Annotated in this window: 9 protein-coding genes; 6 read left to right on the forward strand and 3 right to left on the reverse strand. The window is 66.1% G+C overall.

The window, feature by feature from the left end; all coding sequences use genetic code 11:
* On the reverse strand, positions 1–4,881 hold the full coding sequence (locus tag ABL843_RS23100; protein WP_418117467.1) for an RHS repeat-associated core domain-containing protein: 4,881 nt from the start codon (positions 4,879–4,881) through the stop codon (positions 1–3).
* A gap of 428 nt (positions 4,882–5,309) precedes the next feature.
* Here ABL843_RS23100 and ABL843_RS23105 point away from each other — a divergent pair, with 428 nt between their 5' ends.
* From ABL843_RS23105 to ABL843_RS23115, 3 genes are all read left to right on the forward strand, one after another.
* Complete coding sequence (locus tag ABL843_RS23105) at positions 5,310–6,425, forward strand: AI-2E family transporter (protein WP_418117468.1); 1,116 nt, start codon at positions 5,310–5,312, stop codon at positions 6,423–6,425.
* A 126-nt stretch (positions 6,426–6,551) separates the two neighbouring features.
* Positions 6,552–6,989: a DUF2141 domain-containing protein gene (locus ABL843_RS23110; RefSeq protein WP_418117470.1), complete on the forward strand. Its 438-nt coding sequence runs from the start codon at positions 6,552–6,554 to the stop codon at positions 6,987–6,989.
* A gap of 18 nt (positions 6,990–7,007) precedes the next feature.
* Positions 7,008–8,507 carry a carotenoid oxygenase family protein gene (locus tag ABL843_RS23115; RefSeq protein WP_418117471.1) on the forward strand — a complete coding sequence of 500 codons (1,500 nt, stop codon included), beginning with the start codon at positions 7,008–7,010 and terminating at the stop codon, positions 8,505–8,507.
* Positions 8,508–8,526: 19 nt separating this feature from the next.
* Here the strand turns inward: ABL843_RS23115 and ABL843_RS23120 are convergent, their stop codons facing one another.
* Positions 8,527–9,429, reverse strand: a complete 903-nt coding sequence (locus tag ABL843_RS23120) for a LysR family transcriptional regulator (protein ID WP_418117472.1) — start codon at positions 9,427–9,429, stop codon at positions 8,527–8,529.
* Between the two features lie 111 nt (positions 9,430–9,540).
* Between ABL843_RS23120 and gcl the strand changes: the two genes are divergently transcribed.
* The 3 genes from gcl (at position 9,541) to ABL843_RS23135 (ending at position 13,226) form a co-directional block, all read left to right on the forward strand.
* Positions 9,541–11,331: a glyoxylate carboligase gene (gene gcl / locus ABL843_RS23125; RefSeq protein ID WP_369661216.1), complete on the forward strand. Its 1,791-nt coding sequence runs from the start codon at positions 9,541–9,543 to the stop codon at positions 11,329–11,331.
* 163 nt (positions 11,332–11,494) lie between these two features.
* Positions 11,495–12,280, forward strand: a complete 786-nt coding sequence (hyi, locus tag ABL843_RS23130) for a hydroxypyruvate isomerase (protein WP_418117473.1) — start codon at positions 11,495–11,497, stop codon at positions 12,278–12,280.
* A 34-nt stretch (positions 12,281–12,314) separates the two neighbouring features.
* Complete coding sequence (locus tag ABL843_RS23135; protein WP_418117474.1) at positions 12,315–13,226, forward strand: 2-hydroxy-3-oxopropionate reductase; 912 nt, start codon at positions 12,315–12,317, stop codon at positions 13,224–13,226.
* A gap of 142 nt (positions 13,227–13,368) precedes the next feature.
* Here ABL843_RS23135 and ABL843_RS23140 read toward each other — a convergent pair whose 3' ends face one another.
* A complete protein-coding gene (locus ABL843_RS23140) occupies positions 13,369–14,703 on the reverse strand; it encodes an NAD(P)/FAD-dependent oxidoreductase (RefSeq protein WP_418117475.1) in 1,335 nt (444 codons plus the stop codon).
* Positions 14,704–14,736 lie beyond the last annotated feature (33 nt).

A 14,736-nucleotide genomic window follows, 5' to 3' on the forward strand; every position in this document is an offset into this window, starting at 1 on the left:
TTACTTCTTGCCTTTTGATCGAATTCCACCAAGCAAGCTTTCTGTATATGAATGCGGTTTTCCGGTGCCACGAGTAGCCGACCAAGATTTGAGCTTTTCATCATTTGGATCATCTGCCGGCCGTATAGTGACATGCCCATCAGGTTTGTCATGGATTACGTCCAACCCGCAGGAGCATGCATGTGCGACGTCTAATTCGACATATTTTCCAGAGTCCAATCCACCAACACTTGTAGCAGCAGAAAGCCCAGGCAGTCGACTCCCTTTTCTAACGTCATCCACCCCTGGGCGAGGAGTCATGCTATCGGCAGTTCCAGAGGCATTTCGATAAATGCTTCCGGCTTTAAGTGGTTTTGGTTGAAATACGCTTAAGCCCAGTGGATCGATCCAAATTATTGAGTTGGGGGCATGCGCATGTAAATTGATGCCGCCCAAGATGCTAATTGGATCTTTCGATACGAACCGTCCACTCGCCGGGTCGTAATACCGATACCGGTTGTAGTGCAACCCCGTCTCGTCGTCAAAGTACTGCCCTTGGAAGCGGATAGGGTTGCGGAAGCCAGCCCTCCTGCCTACCTCACTGATCGCCTGCTCGGCCTTCCCCAAAGCCTTGTAGCTCGCCGACCAGGCCACACGCCCCTCATGATCCGTCAGCTCTTGCGGCGTGCCGAGATGGTCACACTGGTAGAACGCGATCTCTTCCTTGCCGAATGGCGCGGGCGTTCGACTTTGTTCCCCATTCCATAGCGAGTCCAGTTCGATGTCGTAGCGTCCGTCGTTGTCGGCCATCAACGCCTTCACATCCGTCGTCTCGCTCAACGCAACCGCCTGAGCCTGCCGGATCTGCACCAACGGCACGAACGAGCCGGGTTCATGGATGTAGTGAACGCTGTCGCCCCGCCACGCATGCTCCTGCCAACCCTCGGTGCTCTGCGTACTCTCGAACGCCAGCGTGTCCCCGTCCCATCCGAACAAGGTACAGGCATGCCTCGTGCGCTTGGCGATGCGCCGACCCAGCGGGTCATAGCTGAAGCTCGTGGTTTCGCCGAAGGTCTCGGCGCTGCGCAAGCGGTTGTAGCCGTCCCAGGTGAACACCGTTTTTTCGCCGTTGCGGCTGCGCTCGATGAGGTTGCCGCGCTCGTCCCACTTGTAGCGGGTGCCGGCGTAGTCCTTGAGCAGGTTGTCCATCAGCTTGCCGGCCAAGCTGAGGCCGTCCCCGCCCGCGCGAACGGCGGCTCGATTGGTGATGCGGCCTGTCGGCTGCACCGTGCCTTCCGCTTCTGAAGAAGGGTTGCCGATGTTCCCCGCCGGATCGAACGCGAAGGTCTCCCGTCCCAGTCGGCTGTTGGCTTCGAGCAGGCGGCCTACCGGGTCATAGCGGTAGCTCAGGTTGCCGCGGCGGCTGTCGCCAATGGCGATCAACTGGCCCGCCTTGTCGTACTGGTAGCTGCGGCGGATGCCGGTGGGATGAAGAGCGTCTCGCCTGGTCTGGGATATCTGCTGCTCCAGCAGTCGGCCGGCCGGGTCGTAGCTCTGTTTCTGCAGGAGCCCATTGGCCTGTTCGCGCCCGATCTCGCGGTGCAGGTCGTCGCGCTCGAAGCCGACGATGTCCTGCCCGTCGACGAGCAATCCGTGCACGTGGCCGGAGCCATAGGTGAGCCACTGCGTCACGTGGCCGTCGGGGCGGATGGTCGCAACGCGCTGGTTGAGTTCGTCGTAGCCGTGCTGCCAGACTGCGGTGAGAGCGCCCTCCACATAGTGCTGATGCTCGCGCGTCAGGTTACCCGCGGGGTCATAGAACCATTGCAGCTTGGCGTCGCTGTTGCCGGCTTCGACCAACCGGCCGTTCCGGTCGTAGGCGAAGCTCTCGGCAACACCGCCGGCCCTGCGCTCGGTCAGGCGGCCGATAGCGTCGAATTGCAGCATCGTGGTGTGATCGCCCTCGGCCACTTCCGCCAAAACTCCCGTGGAGTCTTCATAACGGTACCGTGTGGTCTTGCGGTCGAAGCCCACTTCTTCCAGCAGACGGCCCACGGGGTCATAACGGAAGTCGTAGCGGCTGCCGTTCTCGTTGTGCAGTTCGCTCAAGCGTCCGAGCAGGTCCCAGCGGTACTTGAGCGTGTGCCCCGCCGCATCGGTGCGCCTGGACACGAGGCCGGAGCGCGTGTAGTCATAACTCGTCCTGCGCCCCAGCGCATCGGTGTGCGCAAGCAGGCGTCCCTCGGCGTCATGCACGAAATGCTCGCTGCTGTTGTCCGGCAGGGTGATTTCCTCGAGCTGACCTGGACGGTTGGCGTTCGCCGCAGCGGCAGCGTTCCCGTGCCCGTTCGCCCCGGTGTAGCGATATCGCGTGCCCTGGCCCATGGCATCGATCGCCTTGATAAGGCGCCCCTGCGCGTCGTATTCCCACCGCGTGGTCTTGCCCGAGCAATCGGTGTGGCTGGCAAGTTGCCCAGCGCAGGTGTAGGTCAGCGTCTTGGCGCCGCCCTTCGCATCGGTGATTCGCACGGGCCGGCCGGCCTTGTCGTAGGCGTATGCGGTCTTGTGCCCCAGCGGGTCGATCTCTTCGACGAGGTTGCCGTCGGCGTCGTAGTCGCGCTTCCAGACACCGCCCTCGGCGTCGCGCAGGCCCGTCACGCGTCCGCGCTTGTCGTGCGCGAAGTGCACCTGACTGCCGTCGGCCCGCGTGTGGGTCCGCAGGTTGCCGTCGGCGTCGTAGCTGAAGTCGTCGGTGCTGCCGTCGGTGTGGACATGGCGCGTGATGTTCTTCGCCTCATCGCGAAAGAACCACTCCTGGCGCTTGTCGGGATGGATGATCCGGTAGGTGTAGCCGAGGATGTCGTAGTAGTACCAGGTCTCACCGCCGAGCGCATCGGTCGCATAGGTCAGGCGGATGTTCCTGTCCCACTCGAGCCTGAGGGCGAAGCTCCCGTCATCGCTCCACTCGCGAACCGCCCTGGCATCGACGCCGGTGCCGTCGTACTCGAGGTTGATGCCCCGGCCCGTGCGGTCGGTGTACCGGGTCACGAGATGGCGGCTGTAGCTGTAGTTCCAGGTTTCGCCGTTTTCGTCCTGGGCCGCGACGAGGTCGCCTTCGGCGCCGTGCACATAGCCGGCGAGTTGTCGCACGACCTGGCCGCCCTTGATCTCCCACAGGCTGGCGATCAATCCGCTTCTCGCATCGGGGCGAGTGCCCACGTGGGCCACGGTGACATCACCCTGCTTGCTGACGATGTCGCTCAAGACCTGTTCGCCGGTGGCTGCGATCACATGGTCGTAGCGCAGGCCGATGCTGGCCTCCTTGCCGGCGTGCAGCGCGACAAGCCGGAAGTGCTGTCTGCCTTGCGTAGCGACCTTGCGGGCGGAGGTATCCACCAGCTCGTAGACCTCGCGCCAGTCGCCGGATTCGCCGCTCGATACGGGCCTGCCGAAATCCAGAGCCAACAGCCTCTCGCTCAGCCGCGTGAGCGTCACTTCTTCGATGGCATCGCGGTAGCTCCGGCCCACGGCCAGCAGCGGATAGGCATGGCTGCGGCCGTCCGCGCCGTGATAGACCAGGCTGGGCTCGCCGGCCCGCGGGCCCTGCGTCGGTGTGGCGATGTCCACGCGCGTGCTGTAGGGCGTGAGCCATCTCGCGCCGAGGGTGCCCTCGTCGAAAGCGCCAAGATTGCTGCGATAGGTGCGCGCCCAGGTGATGGGCAACGGCGCAACCAGTGTGAAGTCGACGTGGGTGAAGCTTTCGCAGCCGGTCGCCAGGCTGATGGCGAACCTGCTTGCCGAAGGGACCGTTGTGCCCGAAAGCGGGCAGTTCTTGCAGCCGGGGTCGCCGTGGGCCGGCGCCTGTACACGCACGTGCTCGACCCGGGTGCCGGGCCTGCTCTTGGTTGCTTCGGCACCTGCACCTGGCGACATGATGGCCGCGCGCAGGCTCTTCTTCTGCGCCATGGCCGACAGCAGCTGGCGCAGCAGCCACATGATGCTGCCCTGCAGTTCCTGGTTGGCGAGGTCGGTCAGTTGCCTGCGGAAGTCCGCCTTCAAGGCAACCAGGCTCTCGATCACCTCGTTGACCCTGGCCCTGACGCTTTCGGGCAGGTAGGCTGCGGCCTTCCTTGCGGCGTAGTTGGCGGCGCGCCTGGCCGTGCCCTCGGAGTACTTCACCGCGCGGCGCCACATGCCGCTCCACGTGCTTTGGGTCCTGGGGTCGTAGTCGTTGGTTTCGGGGGCACCCGGCCTGGCGACGGTGAAGAGGTCCTGCCCGCCGAGCACGCGCTGAAGGATGCCGATCAGGTTGTCCAGGATGCTGTCGGAGAGCCTCGCGCAATCTTCCAGAATGCCCGAGAGCCTTGCGATGGCGCCGTCGATGAAGGTCTCCAGCTCACCGACGATGGATGCATTCAGGTGCCCCACCAGCATGGTGACGATGGTCTGGCCGAGATTCCTGGCCCCGTGCAGGAGTTCCTGCCTGACGAGGTGCAGCGTGGGCCGCAGGCTCATGCGCGCCGCGGCCATGGTGGGCGGCGCTGGAATCAGGCCGATGAGATTGATGCCGAGGCTCGCCCAGTTCAGGAACCTCGTGACGGCATCGGTGGACTTCTTGTCGAGGATGGTGACGATGTCGAGAAACACATCCACCAGCGCCATGATGTTGCCCACGATGGGGATGCTGCCCAGCACCGTGGTCAGCCGGTCGAGCGTGACATAGCCGCCGGTGAAGGACCGCAGCCATTCGTCCACCGCCTTGCTCGCGGCGGCGATGTCTTCCTTGGCGATGGTGTTCAGCGGGGCGACGGCCGTCTGGGGCTCGCGCTCGGCGATAGATGTCGGCGCGGGCTGGCCTTGACGTGTGCCCGATGGTGGCCGCTGCGGCGTGCCTGGTCCCATAGTCCAGTCTCCCTGACTGCGTCTGTTTGTTTCGTGAAGATCAATTGGGAAAGAAAAGAGGCTCGGCCGCGCAATCGGGCTGCCGGCTTGCAGAGTTACGGCGCCTCTGCCGACGGGTTCTGAATCCGGACGTGCAGGACCATTGCCGGATCAATGCCTGCAGGCACGACAGGAATCCCGGAGCAATTCGTGCCGCACGAATTGCAATTGCAAATTGAGCTCACGCTCACCTCCCTCTTTTATTTCTTGCAGAAAATCCTAGGACGCAAGCCGATGCGAATGCGGGCATCTGAAATAAACGAGCGGGCTTTGGTGCGATTTGTCTCGATATTCCCAACGCAGGAAAGCAGATCCTCGATCGCTCGAGCGAGCCGAAGCCGGCAAATGGGTTCTGCTGTCGCTGCGCTCGGCTACAGTCCGAGACACGTATGAACTCACCCCAACTCCAGCGCGGCGTGTTCCTCGCCCTTCTCGCCGCCGTGACCGTCGCCTTCCTCTGGGTGCTGATGCCGTTCTTCGGCGCGGTGCTGTGGGGCGTGGCGCTGGCGATCCTGTTCACGCCGCTCTACAAGCGGCTGCTGAAGACGATGCGCGGCAAACCCAATGCGGCGGCGCTGTCGACGCTGGCGATCTGCCTGTTCATCGTGATCCTGCCGCTGGCCATGGTGGGGGTGTCGCTGGTGCAGGAGATCGCGCTGGTCACACAGAGCATCCGCTCGGGCCAGATCAACTTCGCGGCCTACTTCCAGCAGATCCTCGACGCCTCGCCGCAGTGGCTGCTGAACCTGGTGGAGCGCTTCAACCTGGGCGACATGGCGGCATGGCAGGCACGCATCTCGGCGGCCGCCGGGCAGGCCAGCCAGATCATCGCGAGCCAGGCACTGGCCATCGGCCAGAACACTTTCGACTTCATCGTCAGCTTCTTCGTGATGCTGTACCTGCTGTACTTCCTGGTGCGCGACGGCTCCGACCTTTCCAAGCGGATGCGCGACGCGCTGCCGCTGGCCAAGCCCCACACGCACTACCTGCTGAACAAGTTCACCACCGTGATCCGGGCCACGGTCAAGGGCAACGTGGCCGTGGCGGTCGCGCAGGGCGCGCTGGGCGGGCTGGCCTTCTGGTTCCTCGGCGTGCAGGGCGCACTGCTGTGGGCGGTGCTGATGGCATTTCTCTCGCTGCTGCCGGCCGTGGGCGCGGCGCTGATCTGGGGGCCGGTGGCCATCTACTTCCTGGCCACGGGGCATTTCTGGCAGGGCGGCGTGCTGATCTTTGTGGGCGTGTTCGTCATCGGCCTGGTCGACAACATCCTGCGCCCCGTGCTGGTGGGCAAGGACACGCAGATGCCCGACTACATCGTGCTGATGTCGACCATCGGCGGCATGGCGATCTTCGGCATCAACGGCTTCGTGATCGGGCCGGTCATCGCAGCGCTGTTCATGGCGGCATGGAGCCTCTTTGCCGACTCCGGCCATGTGGGCCCAGGGCACGAGCGGGCCGAGGACGCACAGCCCAGACAAGTCGCCAAGGACGAAAAAGCCGGCTGAAGCCGGCGCCGTCCGCTCCCCGCCGCGCGCATTTCGCGCGCGCAATCCCGCATTCCGTCGCATGAGGCTGGGCGCCGCGCCCGGCCTGCGGGATCGTCGGGCCTCCAACAACCAACGAGGCCCGTCATGCAACTCCGCCTTCCCCCGTTCCGCCCCGCCGTGCGCGCCCTGTGCGCGGCCGCGATCCTCGCGCCCCTGGGCGCCCTCGCCGCCGACCTGAGCCTGAGCGTCGCCGACGGCCCGGCCGCGGACGCCACGCTCTACGTCGCGGTGTACGGCGACGCCGCCAGCTACACCGACGGCAAGCCCGTGGCCTCGCAGACCGCACCGATGCGCGAGGGCAAGGCCCGCCTGCTGTTCACCGGCCTGGCGCCCGGGCGCTACGCGCTGCGCGTGTTCGCCGACGAGAACGGCAACGGCAAGCTCGACACCAACCTCATGGGCATGCCCATCGAGCGCTACGGCTTCTCGAACGACGCCAAGGGCAACCGCGCGGCGCCCGGCTTCGACGCGGCGGCGATCAGTGTCGAGGCCGACATGCAGACGGTCATCCACCTGCACTGAAGACGAAGGGAGACAGCCATGGAACGACGCGAACTCCTGCGCCTGCTGGCTTCGGCCGGTGCCCTCCCCCTTCTGGCGCCGCTGGCGCGGGCAGCCGGCACGGAGGACGACTGGCAGGTCCAGTTCGAAGCCTCCGGCGCCCCCTGGAAGACCGGCTTCGCCACGCCCCGGGACGACATCCCGCTCACCCGCGCCACCGTGCGCGGCCGCTTCCCCGATGCCGTCGCTGGAACGCTGTTCCGCATCGGCCCGGCCGGCCATGACCTGGGCGGCGAGCGCTACCACCACTGGTTCGACGGCGACGGCATGGTGCACCGCTTCGTGATCGAGGGCACCGACGTGCGGCACCAGGGCCGCTACGTCGCCACGCCCAAGCGCGTGGCCGAGACGAAAGCCGGCCGCCGCCTGTTCGAGGCCTTCGGCACCACTCCGCCGGGCGTCGAGCCGCCGACCTCGGCCGACAGCATCAACGTCGCCAACACCAGCGTGCTGCCGATGGGCGGCGAGGTGCTGGCGCTGTGGGAAGGCGGCTCGGCCACGCGCATCGACGCGAGCACGCTCGACACGCTGGGCGTGAAGACCTGGCGCGCCGATCTCGCGGGCATGCCGTTCTCGGCCCATCCCAAGATCGATCCGGACGGCACGGTGTGGAATTTCGGCGTGAGCTCCGGCCAGGGCCTGCTGGCGCTGTACGAGATCGCGCCCGAAGGCACGCTGCGTCGCGCTGCTGTGGTGCCGGTGGCCGACATGCCAATGGTCCACGACTTCGCCGTGACCGAGCGGCACCTGGTGTTCCTGCTGCCGCCGCTGGTCTACGACGGCAAGCGCAAGACGGACGGCACGAGTTTTCTCGATGCGCACGTCTGGCGGCCCGAGCTCGGCATGCGCGCGCTGGTGGTCGACAAGCAGAACTGGGAGCGCCGCCAGATGCTCGCGCTGCCGGCGGGCTTCCTGTTCCATGTCGGCAACGCCTGGGAGGAAGACACGCCGCGCGGCACGCAGATCCACATCGACTACGTGCGCTCTGACAACGCCGACTCGGTGTTCATCAGCAACCGCGAGGTGATGCGCGCGCGCCGCGTGAAGACCACCGAGCCGCACCTGACTGTCGCCACGCTGAATCTGTCCACCGGCCGGGCCACGCAGACGGCGCTGGCGCAGGAGGCCGAGTTCCCGCGCATCGATCCGCGCCGCGTCGGCCTGCGGCATCGCCAGGTGGTGCACGCCACGCAGATCCGGCGCGACCTGCCCGGCTTCGGCGCCGTCGCGCGCACCGACGTGGAAACCGGCCGCAGCCAGCGCTTCAGCTACGGCGCGCAGACCATGGTGGAAGAGCACGTCTTCGTGCCCGACGGCTCGAAGCCGGGCTGGGTGCTGGGCACGGCCTTCGACTTCGGGCGGCAGAAGACGGTGCTGTCGTGCTTCGCGGCCGACAACCTGGCGACGGGACCGGTGGCACAGGCTACGCTGCCCTACGCCCTGCCGCTGGGGCTGCACGGCGCCTTCGTGGCGGCCTGAGGCCGTGGCGAGGAGGCGCTCAGGCCTCCCACCAGCCCTCCTCGAAGCGCCCCTGCAGGAAGGCCACGAAGCCCGACACCTTGCCCGGCACCAGCTTGGGCGAGGGGAAAACGGCGTGGATCTCCTGCTCGGGCAGCGCATGGTCGCCCAGCACCTCGCGCACCTTGCCGGCCGCCAGCGAATCGCTGGCCACGTAGCGCGGCATGAGCGCGATGCCCAGTCCGTCGCGCGCCGCCGCCAGCACGGCCGAGAGGTTGTTCGAGCGGAAGCGGCCCGACACGGGCACGGTGACCGGCTCGCCCCTGGGCGTGTGCATGCGCCAGAACTCGTCGCCCACCACGCTGCTGTAGATCAGCGCCACGTGCGCGCTGAGGTCCTGCGCGCGCTTCGGCGTGCCGTGCTTCTTCAGGTAGGCGGGCGAGGCGACCATGACCCACGGGTTGGCGCCCAGGTAGCGCGCGCCCAGCGACGAGTCGGCGAGCTTGCCCATGCGGATGGCCACGTCGATGCCTTGCGCGATCAGGTCCACGTAGCGGTCCTCGAAGCTCAGGTCGAGCTGCACCTGCGGATGCCGGTTCATGTATTCGAGCGCCAGCGGCACCACCACGCGACGCCCGAAGGCCACCGAGGTACCCACGCGCAGCAGGCCCTGCGCCTGGGTCTGCCGCAGCTGCACGATGCTGTCGGCCTCCTCGGCCTCGCGCACGATGGTCTTGCACTTCTCGTAGTAGAGCGCGCCCGGCTCGGTGAGGCTCACGCCGCGCGTGTTGCGGTTGAGAAGGCGCACCTTCAGCCGCTCCTCGGTGGCGGCGACCTGCTTGGTTACCGTGGGCTGCGTGGTGTTGAACTCGCGCGCGGCCTTCGAGAAGCTGCCCGTCTCGACCACGCGCACGAACATTTCCATTGCCAGCAATCTGTCCATGGGCCGGATGGTAGTCACTTATTCCAGCCTGGAATAGGTTTTATGGTCCGCAGCCGTCTTCTTGGAATCCGCCCGGATTTCTACAGTGAGCCCATCCCAAAGGAGACTCAGATGGCAAAGATGACAGCGGTCCAGGCCGCGGTTCTGGTGATGGAAAAGGAAGGCGTGACGCAGGCCTTCGGCGTTCCGGGCGCGGCGATCAACCCGATGTATTCGGCACTGCGCCAGCGCGGCAGCATCGCGCACATCCTGGCGCGCCACGTGGAAGGCGCCTCGCACATGGCCGAGGGCTACACCCGCGCGGTGGCCGGCAACATCGGCGTGTGCATCGGCACCTCGGGCCCGGCGGGCACGGACATGATCACGGGCCTGTACTCGGCCTGGGCCGATTCGATTCCCATCCTGTGCATCACCGGCCAGGCGCCGCGCGCGCGGCTCTACAAGGAAGACTTCCAGGCGGTGGACATCGAGTCGATCTCCAAGCCCGTCACCAAGTGGTCGGTCACGGTGCGCGAGCCGGGCCAGGTGCCGCAGGTGTTCCAGCAGGCCTTCCACCTGATGCGCTCGGGCCGTCCGGGCCCGGTGCTGATCGACCTGCCCTTCGACGTGCAGATGGCGCAGATCGAGTTCGACATCGACAGCTACGAGCCCCTGAAGCCCTACAAGCCGGCCGCCACGCGCGCCCAGATCGAGAAGGCCATCGGCATGCTCAACGCGGCCGAGCGCCCGCTGATCGTGGCCGGCGGCGGCGTCATCAACGCCGACGCATCCGACCTGCTGGTGCGCTTTGCCGAAGCCACCGGCGTGCCGGTGATTCCCACGCTCATGGGCTGGGGCTCCATTCCGGACAACCACCCGCTCATGGCCGGCATGTGCGGCCTGCAGACCAGCCACCGCTACGGCAACGCCACGATGCTGGCCAGCGACTTCGTGCTGGGCATCGGCAACCGCTGGGCGAACCGCCACACCGGCTCCGTCGACGTCTACACCAAGGGCCGCACCTTCGTGCACGTGGACATCGAGCCCACCCAGATTGGCCGCGTGTTCACGCCCGACTTCGGCATCGTGTCCGACGCCAGGGCCGCGCTGGAACTCTTCGTCGAGGTGGCCGAAGAGATGAAGGCCGCGGGCCGCCTCACCGATCGCCGCGACTGGGCCAAGGCATGCATCGAGCGCAAGAAGACGATGCTGCGCAAGACCAACTTCGACGAAGTGCCGATGAAGCCGCAGCGCGTGTACCAGTGCATGAACAACAACTTCAGCACCGATACCTGCTACGTGAGCACCATCGGTCTCTCGCAGATCGCAGCCGCGCAGTTCCTGCACGTGTACAACCCGCGCCACTGGATCAACTGCGGCCAGGCCGGCCCGCTGGGCTGGACCATTCCCGCCGCGCTGGGCGTGCGTGCCGCCGATCCCACGCGCAAGATCGTCGCGCTCTCGGGCGACTACGACTTCCAGTTCATGATCGAGGAGCTGGCCGTGGGCGCGCAGTTCAAGCTGCCGTACATCCACATCGTGGTCAACAACTCCTACCTCGGCCTGATCCGCCAGGCACAGCGCGGCTTCGAGATGGACTACTGCGTGCAGCTCGCGTTCGACAACATCAACGCGGCGCCCGACGCGGGCATCGAGAGCAGCTACGGCGTCGACCACATGAAGGTGGTCGAGGGCCTGGGCTGCAAGGCGATCCGCGTGAACCGCCAGGAAGAGATCGCGCCGGCCATCCGCCGCGCCGAGGCCCTGATGGCCGAGTTCAGCGTGCCGGTGGTGATCGAGGTGATGCTGGAGCGCGTGACCAACATCGCGATGGGCACCGAGATCGACAACATCACCGAGTTCGAGCCGCTGGCCGAGACCCCGGCCGACGCGCCGACGGCTGTTGCGGCGCTGCTGGACTGATCAAGGACCGCTGAATACGGGCAGCCGAACGCAGAAGGAATACAAAAACTACGCAGAAGTCGCAGAAGAAAACTTCTTTGGTTTTCCTTCTGCGACCTCTGCGAAACCTTCGCGACTTCTGCGTTCGGTTCCCGATCCCTCATGAACGACTGAAAGACCCGACATGCCCAAGTTCGCAGCCAACCTCACGATGCTCTTCACCGAGCTGCCCTTCATGCAGCGCTTCGAGGCCGCCGCCAAGGCCGGCTTCAAGGGGGTGGAGTACCTCTTCCCCTATCCCTTCGAGAAGAAGGAACTCGCCGCCGCCCTGCGCGCCAACGGCCTGGAGCAGGTGCTGCACAACCTGCCGGCCGGCGACTGGGACAAGGGCGAGCGCGGCATCGCCTGCCATCCCGACCGCACGGGCGAGTTCGCCGAAGGCATCGGCATGGCGATCGACTACGCCACCGCCCTGGGTTGCCCGCAGGTCAACTGCCTCGTGGGCAAGGTGCCTGCCGGCGTCGACAGGGGCGCGGCGCACAAGACCGTGGTCGCCAACCTGCGCCTCGCCGCGCGCGAGCTCGAAGCAGCGGGCCTGCGCCTGCTGGTCGAGCCCATCAACACCTTCGACATCCCGGGCTTCTTCCTCACGCGCACCGACCAGGCGCTGGCGCTGATCGACGAGGTCGGCTCGGCCAACCTGCGGGTGCAGTACGACATCTACCACGCGCAGCGCATGGAAGGCGAGCTGGGCAACACGCTCTCGAAGAACCTGGCACGCATCGGCCACATCCAGCTGGCCGACAACCCGGGCCGCGGCGAGCCGGGCACGGGCGAGATCAACTACCCGTGGCTCTTCAGGCACATCGACGCGCTGGGCTACGACGGCTGGATCGGCTGCGAGTACAAGCCCCGCGCCACTACGGTCGAGGGCCTCGGATGGCGCCACGCGCTCACGCAGCAGCAATGAAATGAATGACTGACATCGGAAAAGGAACAAGAACATGACGACCCAGCAACAGAAGATCGGATTCATCGGCCTCGGCATCATGGGCGCGCCCATGGCGGGCCACCTGCTCGAGGCGGGCTACCAGCTCTTCGTGAACACGCACGGCAACACGCCCGAGCCCTTCGTGTCGAAGGCCACCATCTGCGCCTCGGCGGCGGAGGTGACACGCCAGTCCGACGTGGTCTTCATCATGGTGCCGGACACGCCCGACGTGGAGAAGGTGCTCTTCGGCGCACCCGGCGCCGAGGGCGTGGCCGACGGCCTGAAGGGCTCCAGCGGCAAGATCGTGGTGGACTGCAGCTCCATCGACCCGATCGCCACCAAGGACTTCGCGCGCCGCATCACCGCGCTGGGCGCCGGCTACATCGACGCACCGGTCTCCGGCGGCGAGGTGGGCGCCAAGGCCGCGAGCCTCACGATCATGTGCGGCGGCGACGAAGGCACCTTCGGGCGCGTGAAGCCGCTGCTCGACCGGATGGGCAAGAACGTCACGCTCGTGGGCGGCGCCGGCGACGGCCAGGTCTGCAAGGTGGCCAACCAGATCATCGTGGCGCTGAACATCGCGGCCGTAGGCGAGGCGCTGGTGTTCGCGTCGAAGGCCGGGGCCGATCCGGCGAAGGTGCGTCAGGCGCTGATGGGCGGCTTCGCGAGCTCGCGCATCCTCGAAGTGCACGGCGAGCGCATGATCAAGCGCACCTTCGCACCGGGCTTTCGCATCGGGCTGCACCAGAAGGACCTGAACCTCGCGATGCAGAGCGCCCGTTCATTGGGCGTCTCGCTGCCGCAGACGGCCGGCGCGGCGCAGCTCATGAATGCCTGCGCAGCACTGGGCTACGGCCAGCTCGACCACTCGGCGCTGGTGCGCGCGCTGGAGGCGCTGGCGCAGCACACAGTCACGCCTGATTGAGATTCTTCGAAAACGGACTTCCGAACGCAGAAGAAATACAAAAGCTACGCAGAAGTCGCAGAAGAAACCATGAAATCCTTTTTTGGTTTTCCTTCTGCGACTTTCGCGAAACCTTCGCGACCTCTGCGTTCGGCTGTCCGCTTTACTTCAACGCTTCCAGCGATTCCTTCAGGTTGCGGCGGCGCCAGGCCCAGGTCTTCACGGCCTGCGGCAGGATGCCCAGGCACGAGGCGTAGTACGTCACCTTGAAGCCCCAGAAGCGCGGACCGATGGGCGTGTTGCGGAACAGGTCGCCGGCCAGGATGGACAGCAGCGCCTCCTGCATGCGCCAGATGTTGCGTGGGGCCATGAACAGGCGCCGGATGGCCGGCGAGGTGATGCGGTAGATGAACCACGAGAACATCTTCGGTCCGTGCTTCATCACCTTCTCGTAGTGCCGGAAGGCGCGCTCGGCCTCCTTCATCTCGCCCTTGAGCCAGTGGTCGGCACAGGTCGCGGCCTCGAAGCCGCTGTTCATCGCCAGGTACACGCCCGAGGAGAACATCGGGTCGACGAAGGCATAGGCGTCGCCCACCATCATGAAGCGGTCGCCGCGGCAGAACTTGGAGTCGTAGGCGTAGTTGCCGGTGGAGGTGGCGCCTTCCATCAACGTGGCGTTCTTCAGCCGGTCGGCGAGCTTGGGCGCGAGCGCGATGGTTTCCATCAGGAACTCCTCGAGCGAGCCCTTGCGGCGCTTGAAGTAGGCGGGAGAAGCCACCGCGCCGACGCTCACCGTGCCGTCCTTCAGCGGGATGTACCAGAACCAGCCGTGATCGAACCAGAACAGCGTGATGTTGCCCTCGAAGCGGCCCGGCCGCCGCTCGGCGTTGGCGAAGTGGCCGAACAGCGCCGCGCTGGCGTGCTTGCGGTTGCGGCGCTTGGCGTCGAACTGGTTCGACAGCAGGGTGTCGCGCCCGCTGGCGTCGATCACGAAGCGCGGGCGCCAGGTGGTCTCGGTGCCGTCGTCGGCCTTGACCTTCACCAGCGGCCTGTTGTCGGGCGTCCCTTTGCCGGCATCCATGTCCACGCCGGTGACGCGCTGTCCCTCGAAAGTGCGCGCGCCGCGGTTGCCGGCGTGGCGGAACAGCAGTTCGTCGAACTCGGAGCGGCGCACGTGCACCGCGTAGGGAAAGCTCTTGTCCATCGCCTCGGCGAAGTGGAACTGGCTGGAGTGGTCGTGCCAGGGCGAGACGAACTCGGCACCGTGCTTGCGGATGCCGATGGCCTCGACCTCGGTGCGCACGCCGAGGCGGTCGAACAGCGGCATGTTCATCGGCAGCAGCGATTCGCCGATGTGGAAGCGCGGATGCTGCGCCTTCTCGATCAGCACCACGTCGTGCCCTTTGTCCGCGAGCAGCGCGGCCACCGTGGAGCCCGATGGGCCGCCTCCGATGACCACGACGTCGGGATCGTTGCTGTTGAAAGGTCCGGATGCCATGCGAGTTGCCCCTCTTTTCGCGGTGTTTTCGTT

The sequence above is a fragment of the Variovorax sp. 350MFTsu5.1 genome (genome assembly GCF_048302515.1).
Taxonomy (GTDB): Bacteria; Pseudomonadota; Gammaproteobacteria; order Burkholderiales; family Burkholderiaceae_C; genus Variovorax; species Variovorax guangxiensis.